The 13,317-nt window shown below is 47.9% G+C and carries 11 protein-coding genes; all 11 read left to right on the top strand.

Annotated elements, in window-relative coordinates; all coding sequences use genetic code 11:
• A partial coding sequence (locus tag NK638_RS09695) for an SLBB domain-containing protein (protein WP_274632856.1) occupies nucleotides 1-1,158 on the top strand: 1,158 nt, incomplete at its 5' end.
• 82 nt (nucleotides 1,159-1,240) lie between these two features.
• The gene (locus NK638_RS09690; protein ID WP_274632855.1) at nucleotides 1,241-3,835 is read left to right on the top strand and encodes a capsular polysaccharide biosynthesis protein; all 2,595 of its coding nucleotides are present in this window, start codon (nucleotides 1,241-1,243) and stop codon (nucleotides 3,833-3,835) included.
• A gap of 155 nt (nucleotides 3,836-3,990) precedes the next feature.
• Nucleotides 3,991-5,217, top strand: a complete 1,227-nt coding sequence (locus tag NK638_RS09685; RefSeq protein ID WP_274632854.1) for a capsule biosynthesis protein — start codon at nucleotides 3,991-3,993, stop codon at nucleotides 5,215-5,217.
• 388 nt (nucleotides 5,218-5,605) lie between these two features.
• The gene (gene lepA / locus NK638_RS09680; protein WP_274632853.1) at nucleotides 5,606-7,405 is read left to right on the top strand and encodes a translation elongation factor 4; all 1,800 of its coding nucleotides are present in this window, start codon (nucleotides 5,606-5,608) and stop codon (nucleotides 7,403-7,405) included.
• A 105-nt stretch (nucleotides 7,406-7,510) separates the two neighbouring features.
• Nucleotides 7,511-8,413, top strand: coding sequence for a signal peptidase I (gene lepB / locus NK638_RS09675; RefSeq protein ID WP_274632852.1), 903 nt, complete (start codon nucleotides 7,511-7,513; stop codon nucleotides 8,411-8,413).
• Nucleotides 8,414-8,636: 223 nt separating this feature from the next.
• Entirely contained in the window at nucleotides 8,637-9,029 is a 393-nt protein-coding gene (locus NK638_RS09670) for a DUF4845 domain-containing protein (RefSeq protein ID WP_226941337.1), read from the top strand.
• A gap of 93 nt (nucleotides 9,030-9,122) precedes the next feature.
• Nucleotides 9,123-9,920, top strand: a complete 798-nt coding sequence (gene rnc, locus NK638_RS09665) for a ribonuclease III (RefSeq protein WP_105244814.1) — start codon at nucleotides 9,123-9,125, stop codon at nucleotides 9,918-9,920.
• A gap of 220 nt (nucleotides 9,921-10,140) precedes the next feature.
• Entirely contained in the window at nucleotides 10,141-10,302 is a 162-nt protein-coding gene (locus NK638_RS09660) for a hypothetical protein (protein ID WP_274632851.1), read from the top strand.
• Entirely contained in the window at nucleotides 10,298-11,257 is a 960-nt protein-coding gene (gene era / locus NK638_RS09655; protein ID WP_274632857.1) for a GTPase Era, read from the top strand. The genes NK638_RS09660 and era overlap by 5 nt, the downstream gene beginning before the upstream one ends.
• 70 nt (nucleotides 11,258-11,327) lie before the next feature.
• The gene (gene recO / locus NK638_RS09650) at nucleotides 11,328-12,131 is read left to right on the top strand and encodes a DNA repair protein RecO (protein ID WP_274632850.1); all 804 of its coding nucleotides are present in this window, start codon (nucleotides 11,328-11,330) and stop codon (nucleotides 12,129-12,131) included.
• Between the two features lie 89 nt (nucleotides 12,132-12,220).
• Nucleotides 12,221-13,000 carry a pyridoxine 5'-phosphate synthase gene (gene pdxJ, locus NK638_RS09645; RefSeq protein ID WP_274632849.1) on the top strand — a complete coding sequence of 260 codons (780 nt, stop codon included), beginning with the start codon at nucleotides 12,221-12,223 and terminating at the stop codon, nucleotides 12,998-13,000.
• Nucleotides 13,001-13,317 lie beyond the last annotated feature (317 nt).

Raw genomic sequence — 13,317 nt, 5'->3', positions numbered from 1 at the left:
TTTGTCAAGCAGCCTGGTTATTATGGCGGGCTGGCGGCGGACTCGGTGCTGTCTTATCTCGACAGAGCGGGCGGCGTCGACCCGACACGCGGCAGCTTTATCGACATTCAGATCAAACGCAATGGCCAAATGCTCCAGCAAGTCAATCTTTATGATTTTTTATTGGCCGGTAAGTTGCAGCCTTTTGCCTTTCGTGATGGTGATGTGATTACAGTGGCCCCGCAGAAAAAAACCTTTGAGGTCAGCGGCCAAGTACAAAACGAATATACCTTTGAGTTTGATGTCAACGATCTGACCATCGGTGATGTCTTGCAAGTGGCCAATCCTGCCGCAAACGCTACCAATGTCAGTATTACCCGCAGTTCAGGCCGCGCCCAGACAGCGGAGTACTATTCACTGGCAGAGGCGCAAAACGTGCCTGTCTATAATGGTGATCAGATGGTGGTGACCTCAGATCGCTATGCGGGGACGATCGCAGTGCAGGTGAAAGGAGCGCATACGGGCAATGGCGCGATGGTGGTGCCCTATGGCGCCCGTCTCAAAGACATCGTGCCGCAATTGCAGCCAAGCCCACTGGCTAAGTTGACACATTTGACCATTTATCGTCAGTCAGTCGCTGAGCAGCAAAAACGCATGATCAATGAGTCGCTTGATCGTCTAGAAGAGCTGACACTTGCCACGCAGTCAACGACCCGTGAAGAGGCCGCACTGCGTCAAGATGATGCCGCTTTGGTCAAGCAGTTTGTGGCAAAAGCGCGAAATGTACAGCCAGATGGTCAGATCGTTGTGGTGCCAAACTCATGGCAAGACATTATCCTTCAGCAAGGCGATGTCATCGAGATCCCCGCGCAGACGTCTGTGATTACAGTCAATGGACAGGTACGCGCACAAGGGGCGTTGACCTTTAACCCAGATTATACCGTCGGCGATTATGTGGCCAATTCAGGCGGCTTTGGTGATAATGCAGATACCAAAGAGATTTTGGTTATCCATCAAAATGGCGCCAGCGAAGTGGTGAATACCGCTTATCGTATCCAGCAAGGCGATGAGATTATGGTGTTGCCAAAGGTTAAGACCAAACGGGTAGAGATTGCGCGCGGACTGTCGCAGATTTTCTATCAGTTGGCCATCGCTGCAAAAGTGGTACTGGATCTATAACGACTGATAGGCGTTTTATAGGATAAGATGTTTATACTAAAATATCAGTGATTGGTAAATCACTGATTGACAAGGGGAAATAATGGCAAACAGCGTCACAGAAGAAGGCAAAAGCGCCTCTATATCGGCCTTTGATGATACGCTGTTTTTGCCCTTAACCCAGCGCTTGCGGCCGATGCAACTGGCGGTGATTGGTAAAGGTATGCAGCGTAATAATCTTTTGCTGCCACAAGTGCTGCATGCTGATATTCAGCGCTGGTATCCGTGGTCAGCAAGGCAACAAGGTGTCACGGCCCCTGCTGCATCACTGCTGTCTAGGTTGCCCTTACCAAACCGTATCAAGAATCAGATCAAAACCATATCGAAGCCTCAGCCCGAGGCTTTTATCGGTTGGGGACGCAAAAAAAGCTTTCAGCGCGCCCACAAAGCCGCCAGCAAACAAAGCTGTGCTGTGCTGAGTATCGAAGACGGATTTTTGCGCTCATTAGACTCTGGCATCAGTAGCCGCCATGCTGTCAGTGTGGTCGTCGATGATGTGGGTATTTATTTTGATTTGACCCAAAGCTCGCGCTTAGAGCAGCTTATCGTTGCTCGTGCCAGTTTTGACAATCATAACAATCGTGACAGTGCTGGGCATCATGCGCTGCATCACAGTCGTGCTCAGCAGCTGATGTCACGCATCTGTGCAGAAAAGCTGAGTAAATATAATGCGGTGACGACTTGCCCCTCACTCAATGAGTTGGCAAACAATAAAGCGGCAAAGCGAAAAGTCGCCAGTACCGCAAACACTCCTCGGCAGCCACATATCTTATTAATCGATCAAGTCGCAGGCGATGCCTCTGTCAAAGGGGCTGGTGCAGATAAACGTCAGTTTAGACGTATGCTAAAAGCCGCTTGCCGCAATCATCCGAATGCCCATATTTGGATAAAAGCACACCCTGCCGCCCGCACAGGCTATCTGACTGCTCTCAAGTTACCCAAAAATGTGCAGGTGTTGACACAGGTGCTCAATCCTATCGCCTTACTGACGCAGGTCGATCATGTGTATACAGTTAGCTCGCATATGGGTTTTGAGGCACTGATGCTCGGCAAGCAGGTGCACTGCTTTGGGGTCAACTGGTATAGTGGCTGGGGGCTGACAGATGATAGCGGTGCGCCCAAACGCTTGTATCATACTGTCATGCACCGTCGTCAAAACTTTGCGAAGGGTTTGCCGCCGTCCAAACCACAGCCTAATTCAGCCTTATTTCCACCAGCTTTTTCTCAAACGACCTCTAAAACCAATATGGCGAGAAACATGAGCGCAACTTTAGAGGTGTTGTTTTATAGCGCTTATGTCGATTATAGTCACTATGTCGATCCTGCGAGCAGCAAAGCTTGCGACATAGAGGCGGCGATTGAGTGGCTGGTGACCAACCGTCACTGGCAGTCGCAGCTGGCAGGTCGTTTGACGGTTTATGAATTTAGCCGCTGGAAGCTGCCATTTGTTAAGGCTTTTGTGGATCTGCCGCGTACTGATTTATTTATCAAACCAAAACCTCGCCTAAAAAACCTGCTGCATCCCGATCATTTACGGGTGGATTATCAGCAGCCGTTACTGGTTTGGGGCTTAGCAAAGCGGCAGCAGGTACAACAAAAACGCCAGCGCAAGCAGGTAGGTTTTGGTGCAGATAGCCCAGCTATCTACTGTATGGAAGATGGTTTTATCCGCTCCAACGGTCTGGGCGCAACGCTACTGGCGCCTTTATCTGTGGTGATAGACAGACAAGGCATCTATTACGACGCCACCGCGCCCTCGGATTTGGAGACGCTGCTACGCCACTGTCAGCCGCTAAGTCAGTCGCAGCGTCAGCGCGTCCAAAACCTACAAACCAAGCTGCTCACCCAGCGAGTCAGTAAATACAATGTGGGTGCGAGCATCAGTCGTCAGGCAAGTCGTGATGGTAGCTGGCTCATACAGGCAAAGCAGTCTGGCAAGCGTCGCCTCCTCATCGTTGGACAAGTAGAAGATGATCTCTCTGTGCAGCACTGCGGGTCAATGATCAAAAAAAACCGTGATTTGATCGCGCGCGTTAGGCAAGACAATCCTGATGCATATCTCATTTATAAACCGCATCCTGATGTGGAGGCAGGGCTGCGCGCTGGCAAGGTAGGCGCTGATGGCTTACAGCTGGTAGATGCGGCCGCTTATGATACCGCGATGCCTGACTGCCTAGAAGGGGTCGATGCGGTGCATACCATCAGCTCGTTGACAGGTTTTGAGGCGCTGCTTCGTGGTTTGAGTGTGACGTGTTATGGTCTGCCGTTTTATGCAGGGTGGGGGCTGACCACAGATATCGACGCGCAGCTGCCGCCAAAATCTCAATATCTGGCCAGACGTAATCGCGCCACTCCTTTATCGCTTGAGCAGCTATTGTATTGTACTCTGATTTGCTACCCGTTATATCGCCTGCCAAATGGCTATGGGCTGGCGCAAGTGGAGCAGGTCATCGACTATTTGTACCCGCCTGATGACGATGCTTTGATGGCAAGTTCTGAGGCTTTCATTACTCCCAGCACCAAGAGCCCTATGCGCGCTTTATTACCAACGCCTACCCAATTAAAACGCCGCGCCGCGACGCGTTTTATGCAGTATCGCCATCAGTGGCAACAGCGTCTAAGTAATAAACCGCACTAACCTTATCTCAATAATCAACGTAAATCCCCTGCGACAGTCATGCCTTTTTTAGGTATAATTGCCTGTCGTTTATGCGGTTTTTTTGTATATTGGCCTGTTTTGATGCGACCTTCTTTTTCTTTGATTAATGGTAATTTGATACTATGACAGCTTCGATGTCTCATCTGCTTACTCATCGACATGTCTTGCTATTACAAGGAAAAATGGGCGGGTTTTTTCATCGTTTCTCAAGTTTTTTGCAGACGCAAGATATCAAGGTCAGCAAGATTAACTTTAATGCTGGCGATGCGCTGTTTTATCATCATCCCAATACTTACGAATACACAGGCACATTGGCGCAGTTTTCGTCGTGGTTGTCTGCTTTTATTCAAGAGCAAGGGGTCGATGCCATCGTCTGCTTTGGCGACTGCCGTCCGCACCATACTCAAGCGGCGCGGGTCGGTGAGCAGCTAGGCACCTCATTTTTCGTATTTGAAGAAGGCTATTTGCGCCCTGATTACATCACCTTGCAAGAGCATGGCATCAATGGCTACTCACGCCTTAATACGGCTGATATCAAGGCGCTGAAAAAAGCCAACGACCAGCCGCTATATACGCATAATCGCTTTTATCGCTTGAGCGTCGCGGCTGTCGTTTACTATGCGGCCACTTGGCTGTATAAAAGCCGCTACCCGCATTATTCCCATTATCGTGGCATGACCGCCTGGCAAGAGGCAATCGCTTGGCTAAAAGCGCCGTGGCGCAAGCTGCGTGGCTACTTACCTGACAAGCGCTTACAACAGCGGCTAACGCGGCAAGATAGCAACAATTATTTTTTGATTAGCTTACAGGTGCATAATGACTCGCAAATCACTCATCACAGTGACTATCGTGATGTGGTGCAGTTTATTGACGAGGCCATCGCAAGCTTTGCCCATCATGCCGATGCTGCGCAGCTGCTGGTATTTAAGCATCATCCGCTAGACCGAGGTCATCGGGATTATCGTGAGTTGGTAGCAAGTTTGGCGGCGCGCTACCAAGTCGCAAACCGAGTGTTTTATGGCTGTGATATGCATCTGCCCACCTTGATGAAGCACAGTATCGGAATGGTCACCATTAATAGCACCACGGGTCTACAATCGATATATCATAAAAAACCGACCAAAGTTATGGGCCGCGCTATCTATGACACTCCCAAACTGACGGATCAAAAGCCACTCGATAAATTCTGGCAGCAGCCAAAGGGCCCCGACAACGAGTTTTATCTGCGCTTTCGTGAGTATCTGATAGAGCAAACTCAGCTAAATGGTGCTTTTTATGGCAAGTCGCCATGGATATATAAGTATCTGAGCGCGACAAAAGACACTGACGATTCGGCGTTCTCTGAGAGTAAGATGCCCTAAAAAATAACGGGAATAAACGTGAAATATCGCAAAAGATACAGGCGCGATAAACAAATTAGCCAACAATCTGTTGCCTTCTTTTTTTCTGTAGCGTTATCGGCTTGTAACCTTACTGGTAAATCCTTTGCCAACAAATAAAATCGCCTTACTTTATAGTGGAAAACTGCTAGAATACGCTTTTATGTTTGCGCATAACGGTTGGCGTCTTCAGTGGTTGATTAAAGACAGTGATACCGGATGTCGGTCTGATAATGTCTGGATCTTTATGGCTCATTTATAGGCCGCCAGTTTTTAGATAGCGACTTTCTAGATAGCGACCGTGTGACATGCGCCTGACAGCATTTGCTCGAATCTTTTATTCTATCACCCTTAATTTAGTAGGCGCTTTGTGACTGCATTAGCAAATATTCGTAACTTTTCAATCATTGCCCACATCGATCATGGCAAGTCGACGCTTGCCGATCGTTTTATCCAGATGTGCGGTGCCTTGCAAGATCGCGAGATGCAAGCGCAGGTACTCGACTCCATGGATATCGAGCGTGAGCGCGGTATCACGATTAAGGCGCAGTCGGTCACTTTGTTTTATGACCATCCAAATGGCGAGCGCTATCAGCTTAACTTTATTGACACACCAGGCCACGTCGACTTTTCTTATGAAGTGTCGCGCTCACTTGCTGCCTGTGAAGGGGCACTGCTGGTGGTGGACGCCGCGCAAGGCGTCGAAGCACAGTCGGTGGCCAACTGCTACACCGCGGTCGATCAAGGTTTGGAGGTTATGGCAGTCTTAAATAAAATTGATTTGCCACAAGTAGAGCCTGAGCGCGTGATTCAAGAGATTGAAGACATCATCGGGATTGAAGCCATTGATGCGCCGCGTGTCTCTGCCAAATCAGGTCTAGGCGTCGATAAGCTATTAGAAACGTTAGTAGATGTTATCCCTGCGCCAACAGGCGACCGCGAAGCCCCGCTACAAGCCCTTATCATTGACTCTTGGTTTGACAGCTATTTGGGCGTGGTATCGTTGGTTCGTGTCCGTGAAGGGACGGTGAAAAAAGGCGATAAGATTTATATCAAATCGACCAAAGAGTCTCATCCTGTCAGCTCTATCGGTGTCTTTACGCCAAAACCTGTCGACACCGGCGTTCTAGAAGCAGGGGAAGTGGGTTTTGTCATCGCTGGTATCAAGGACATCGCAGGCGCGCCGGTGGGTGATACCATCACGCATGCCAGCACGCCTGACGTTGAGCGTATCCCAGGTTTTCAGCAAATCACTCCGCAGGTCTATGCAGGCATGTTCCCTGTCGATGCCAATGATTTTGAAAAATTCCGTGAAGCCTTACAAAAACTACAAATCAACGACGCCTCGCTTTTCTTTGAGCCAGACACCTCGGATGCGTTAGGGTTTGGTTTCCGCTGTGGCTTTTTGGGCATGCTGCATATGGAGATTATCCAAGAGCGTTTAGAGCGCGAGTATGACTTGGATTTGATCACCACTGCGCCGTCGGTGATTTATGAGATTGTCAAAAAAAACGGTGAGATTATCTATGTCGATAACCCATCGAGATTGCCTGAGCCAAACAACATCGAAGAGTTCCGCGAGCCGATTGCCCGTTGTCAGATTTTAGTACCGCAAGATTACTTGGGCAACGTCATGACTTTGTGTATCGAGCGCCGCGGTGTACAGGTCGATATGCGCTTTATGGGCAAGCAAGTCCAGCTGATCTTTGATATTCCGATGGGCGAGGTGGTCATGGACTTCTTTGACCGTCTAAAATCAGTCTCGCGCGGCTTTGCCTCATTGGATTATAACTTTGAGCGTTATCAAGTCGATAAGCTGGTGAAAGTGGATGTACTCATCAATGGTGATCGAGTTGATGCGCTAGCGATGATTGTACATCAGGACCAAGCACGCTTCCGTGGCAACCAGCTAGTGACCAAAATGAAAGAGCTGATTCCGCGTCAGATGTTTGATGTGGCAATTCAGGCGGCGATTGGTAGCCAAATTATCGGTCGTAGTACGGTCAAAGCCATGCGTAAAGATGTCCTAGCCAAATGTTATGGCGGTGACGTATCACGTAAGAAAAAGCTGTTGGCTAAGCAAAAAGCGGGTAAAAAACGTATGAAGCAGGTGGGTAGCGTCGAGATTCCACAAGAAGCCTTCTTAGCCGTGCTGCAAGTGGATAGCTAAGAGTACATGCTGCTTTGGTAAAGGTTTGATAAAAAATACGTCACATATGGTTTGATCTTATCGATGCTGCAATAAGATAAGCCGCTCGTTAATAGGCAAGTTATTATGGATTTTGATTTTAATTTAATTTTAGTGCCATTAACCATCGGCTTAGGTATCATTTGGCTATTAGATAAGTTGACCCTCAAACAGCGTAAGACTCGCGGACGCGGCAAGGAGAGCTTATTGGTCCGCTGGGCTTATGACTTTTTCCCTGTATTGGCCGTGGTGTTAGTGGTACGCTCATTTTTGATTGAGCCTTTTAATATTCCCTCATCATCGATGGTGCCTACGCTGTACACAGGCGACTTTATCGCGGTCAATAAGTATGCGTATGGTGTGCGTCTGCCTTTGACGTACAATAAAGTATTGGACACAGGCGAGCCTAAGCATGGCGATGTGGCCGTGTTTCGCTATCCAGAAAACCCAAGTATTTACTACATAAAGCGTATGATTGGTCTGCCAGGGGATACGGTGAGCTATGATAATGGGACGCTTGCGATCAATGATGTACCAGTAAAAACCAAGCCTGTCAGTTTTACGGCCAATACAGATCTGACGTCTCAGCTTTATTTGCCAGGACAGATTGCCCCTGGTCAAATACTCACCGAAGAGAGTGCTGCTGCCATGGGCCAGCAAGAAGAGCGTGAAGCGCAGTATTTTGCCGAAACCCAAGGGGATACGACGCATCTTGTGCGCTACTTGACCGATATGAATAGTGCGCAATATGCGCCTTTTTTGCAGCAACAAGCGCCAGAAGTGGTCAGCTCTGAGGGCACACAGTGGCGTATCCAGGTACCAGAAGGTCAGTATTTTGTGATGGGTGATAACCGTGATCGCAGTGCTGACGGTCGGTTTTGGGGTTTTGTGCCCGAACAAAACCTAGCGGGCAAAGCGGTCTACATCTGGATGCATAAGCCGCCTGGCCTAAACCTGCCCACTTTTGCACGTAACGGTACGATTCACTAACCGTAAAGACTGACTAGAGCGCTTCTTCACTTAGAGTTTGGTTTGAGGCAGCGTGTACAAGCATGATATGTCTGCTGACAAAAAGTAGCAGCGCCGCTATTGGTTTTTTTATCGATAATAGTTTTGTGCTAATATTGTTACTATCGAATCAACAATCGTCTCATAGGTAGGCGGCGGTTAAAAATAGTGATTTATCAATATGGACCAGTAGAGGAAAAGGATCATGCAGCAGATATCTGGCTTGGCAACGCAGCGCGGTGCAAGTGTGACCAGTATCGTTTTAGTCATTATGGTTTTGGGTGTTGCTGCCAAACTCATCGTTGCTATCGTACCCGCTCACATCGGTGATTACCAGTTAAATAAGACTTTGAGTGCCCAGCTAAAAGAGTCGAATAATAATAATGAAACCGCCAGACAGTACGTCGAACGTGTCAATCGGCAGCTATCTATCAACGCTGATTATGACACCAAAGCAGAAGATGTCTTTACCTTTACCAATAAAAAAACGGGTCAACTGGCGATTCATAAGCAGTATGCGGTCACCAATAATTTCTTTGGCAATGTCGATATCGTCAATCGTTTTGAGGCCGATATCGATATGAATAGCGCAGAGTAGCGCAGCCGAGCCGCCGATGATTTTTATAGCGCATTTATCATTCTAACCATTCACCACCTCAGTAAAAACAGAAGGGATAACCATAAGCCACGCATGAAACCAACTTCGCAGCATTCCCAAGCGGTTACTACTCCCAAAAAAAATAGCACGTCTGTCGACAACCACGTTGTGAGTACAGAGTTTGCCCAACGATTAGCGGTTTTGACGCGCAAATTAGGCTATGTGTTCAACGATTTGAGCTTGCCAAAGCTTGCGCTGACGCACCGCTCTTTTGACAGCAAAAAAAACTACGAGCGTTTAGAGTTTTTGGGTGACGCCCTGCTAGGGATGATCGTCGGAGAAGCTTTGTACCATCGTTATCCGACGCAAAATGAAGGGCGATTGACGCGTATGCGAGCCACTTTAGTACGTCAAGAGTCGCTGGTAATCATCGCGCAAAATCTTGAGCTCTCCAACCATTTGATTTTAGGCGTGGGCGAGCGTAAAGGTGGCGGACGCAATCGCGCTTCTATCTTGGCCGATGCTGTAGAGTCTTTGATTGGGGCGATTTACCTAGATAGCCAAGACATGGACATCACGCGCCAGTGCGTACTGTCGTGGTATGGGGATTTGATCGACAATGTCAACGATCAAAAAGCCTTAAAAGATGCCAAAAGCCGTTTGCAAGAGTGGCTACAGTCCAAGCAATTTGATTTACCGCATTATGAATTATTAGAGACTCGAGGGAATGCGCCGCATCAGATATTTGTGGTGCGCTGTCATGTCAATATCAATGAATGCCCTGACATTACTGAGTCTGGTGAGAGTCGCCGTATCGCTGAGCAAAAGGCGGCCGAGCTGATGATTAATCAGTTGCACAAGCTGCCAAACTCTGCCAAAAAACGCTTATAGCAAGTGATAAACCCACAGCCTGACATATAATATGGTTATTGCAAGGCAGTTTGTCCACGTTGATTTTACTCGTCTTGACCGCATATATTATAAATGTTTACCTATTTATTAGCCCATAACGCAATGGATGTTTTAATATTGGTAATAATGCACCATTTAACGCCTAGTGATTTTTTATCAAACACCGTTTGGCTGGTGATAAACCCTACAGGATTACCTTATGAGCAATCATTCTGATTTGCCATCACACAATGCAGATAATACTGACAATATGACTGAAAACACCCCCATGCCCGCAGACCAAAATCAGGTAGCAATGAGCACAGACGAGATCAATCAGTCAGAAGATGTCTCATTAGAAAACGACGCACGCCACCATTGAGGCGTTTTTTGCCCCGAGTAGCCAGACACGTATCGCGGAAGATTTCAAGTCGGGTTATGTGGCAATCGTTGGTCGTCCAAACGTGGGTAAATCGACGTTGATGAACCACTTGCTTGGGCAAAAACTATCTATTACCTCGCGCAAGCCGCAAACCACCAGACATCGTATCCACGGTATTTTGTCAAACCATGAGATGCAAGCGGTGTTTGTCGATACGCCAGGTATCCATCGTAACGAAGTACGGGCAATCAATGAGCGTATGAACAAAGCCGCGGTCTCGGCTTTGGTCGATGTTGATTTGGTGCTGTTTGTGGTCGATTCGGATCAATGGCGTGATGACGATCTGCTTACCTTGCAAAAACTTGGTGAGACAGATCTGACCGTGGTATTGGTAATCAATAAAGCTGATACCTTAAAGGATAAAGGTACGCTACTGCCCCTGATCGAAACGTTCCACGAAAGCTTTGACTTTGCTGATATCGTTCCTGTGTCTGCGCTAAAAAACCAAAACCTCGATCGCTTACAAGAGGTGATCGCCTCACACTTACCAGTGGCGTCGCCTATTTATGACACCGAGCAAATCACCGACCGCTCAGAGCGCTTTTTGGCCAGTGAAATCATTCGCGAAAAAATCATGCGCAGTGCAGGCGATGAAGTGCCCTATGATTTGACCGTGCAAATTGATGAGTTCAAAGACGAGCCTGCGCATACAGATGCCAAAACTGGCCGTCCACGCAAAGCTTGTACCTTTATTGATGCGACCATCTATGTGGAGCGTAGCGGACAAAAAGCCATCGTCATCGGAGATAAAGGCCAGCGTATCAAGCAAGTCGGCATGGACGCTCGCAAGGATATGGAGCAACTGTTTGACAAAAAAATCATGCTGACCTTATGGGTAAAAGTCAAACGTGGCTGGTCTGATGACGAACGAGCCTTGACCAGTTTGGGCTATTGATGAGCAGCGATACCGATAGGTATAGCCGTTTTTAAGCCACCTGATAAACATGGGTGCTGAGGTAATAGACATGCGTAACGAAGCGTTGACAGGTTACTTATTGCATCAGCGTCCTTATCAAGAAAAGCGCGCATTATATTGTCTTTTTTCTCAGCAGCATGGGGTCATACATGGGGTTGGCAAAAAAGGCGCACCGCTATTTATGCCTTTGCAGCTATTTGCCAGTGGCAGGCGTGATTTAAAGACGTTTAGTCAAATCAATATCGCTGTACACAGTAACAGTAATAGACATGAAAAAGTCTCTTTAGATGCTCATCCCGATGATACAGCGGTAGATGACGCTCACACGCTTGCTGCCATGCCTTATGAGACAATCACGGGTCAGCAGCAGTATTCGGCACTGTATCTCAACGAGATATTGTGGCGTCTTTTGCCAACCGAAGACCCAATGCCGGTACTGTGGCAGCACTACCAAAACAGCCTATACCAACTCAAACAGCCTTTGACCCAGCAGCAGCTGCGTCTATGCTTGCGTCAATTTGAAAAGCACCTATTTGATGAGCTTGGTTTTACCCTGACTCTCAGTCATGACAGTATGCAAAACGCGATTGTGCCTGAGGGACTATATCGGTTTTTGCCAGATACTGGGTTTTTGGCCATATCGCGTGACATCATAGAGTCTGAGCGTTTAACAAGTGCCAGTGGCTATGCGGTGTTTTTGGGTGCAGATATCATAACAATGGCGCAGTCAGGCATCACTACCACGACGCTAAACGACTGGTCAAAACTACATCGTCATCTGATTGATCATTTATTAGAGTATCAGCCCCTGCAAAGTCGATTGTTGTGGCAGCAGCAGCGGCGCTATCAATAACTGCGTCTAGCAGTAGTCACCTTTATCAATCGTTACGTCTATCAATAGTAATGCCTGTCTATTAAGTCTCGTTATTAAAAGGATGTCTTATGACCACTTCTTCATTGTCCGCCGCTCATGGTACTTTGCAAAAACCTTTATTAGGCGTCAATATTGACCATGTAGCGACATTGCGTCAAGCACGCGGTGTCAATTATCCAAGCCCTTTGGCAGCCGCTTTACTGTGTGAAAAGGCGGGCGCTGACGGTATCACGATACACCTACGCGAAGATCGTCGCCATATTCAAGATGCTGATGTCTATGAGATAGCAGAGCAGCTGACGACGAGAATGAATTTAGAAATCGCTGCAACAGAGGAGATGCTAAAAATTGCCAGTGAGGTCAAGCCATACTGGGTATGTCTGGTACCTGAAAAGCGTGCTGAGCTAACCACAGAAGGCGGTCTGGATGTCGCAGGACAACTGGCTTGGTTGACCGATTATATCGGCAAGCTACAAGCGGCGGGCATTAAAGTGTCACTGTTTATTGACCCTGACGACAAACAAGTCGCAGCAGCCATCGAGTGCGGCGCGGATGCCATCGAGCTACATACCGGTGCTTATGCCGAAGCAGGTTTGGCCGGTAATGTAGATGCCCAGCAAAATGAGCTTGCGCGCATCAAATCGGCGGTTGCGACTGCGCAACGTCTCAATAACCAGCTACTGGTCAATGCAGGTCATGGCCTCACACGTGACAATGTCCATGCCATTGCACAGATAGAAGGGATTTATGAGTTAAACATCGGCCATGCGCTCATCGCAGATGCCGTATTTGCCGGACTAGAGCAGGCCGTCGTGATGATGAAGCAGGCCATGCATCAAGGCGGCTAATGCATATATAGCCAATCCGATATAAAAACGATACAGCGAGCGGCGTCGTCACAGCACGCAAGAAAAACAATTCTTTATTGAGCCGTTTTTAGCGCACTTAGATAACTATCGAGATAACTATCGAGTGAATTGAAGGCACGCTTTAGCTATTACACTGCGTAGGATGATGCTCATTGTGCTTTTGCTTGACGATACCTCGTTGATTAAATGAGATAAGATACATGGCTTTATTATAAGTGGTCGTTGGGCAGTATTTTATATGACCAAAGTGCCCACGCGGTTTGCCACTATCTCCCCAAAACTTAGTATAGTGGCGT

It is taken from the genome of Psychrobacter sp. A3 (genome assembly GCF_028823565.1).
Lineage (GTDB): Bacteria > Pseudomonadota > Gammaproteobacteria > Pseudomonadales > Moraxellaceae > Psychrobacter > Psychrobacter celer.
This window is presented reverse-complemented; position numbering and strand designations above follow the sequence as displayed.

Coding starts and splice junctions, on each gene's coding strand:
- rnc (WP_105244814.1), top strand. CDS start 9,123: ATGAAACCAACTTCGCAGCATTCCCAAGCGGTTACTACTCCCAAAAAA.
- NK638_RS09685 (WP_274632854.1), top strand. CDS start 3,991: ATGTCTCATCTGCTTACTCATCGACATGTCTTGCTATTACAAGGAAAA.
- NK638_RS09660 (WP_274632851.1), top strand. CDS start 10,141: ATGAGCAATCATTCTGATTTGCCATCACACAATGCAGATAATACTGAC.
- recO (WP_274632850.1), top strand. CDS start 11,328: ATGCGTAACGAAGCGTTGACAGGTTACTTATTGCATCAGCGTCCTTAT.
- pdxJ (WP_274632849.1), top strand. CDS start 12,221: ATGACCACTTCTTCATTGTCCGCCGCTCATGGTACTTTGCAAAAACCT.
- lepB (WP_274632852.1), top strand. CDS start 7,511: ATGGATTTTGATTTTAATTTAATTTTAGTGCCATTAACCATCGGCTTA.
- NK638_RS09690 (WP_274632855.1), top strand. CDS start 1,241: ATGGCAAACAGCGTCACAGAAGAAGGCAAAAGCGCCTCTATATCGGCC.
- NK638_RS09670 (WP_226941337.1), top strand. CDS start 8,637: ATGCAGCAGATATCTGGCTTGGCAACGCAGCGCGGTGCAAGTGTGACC.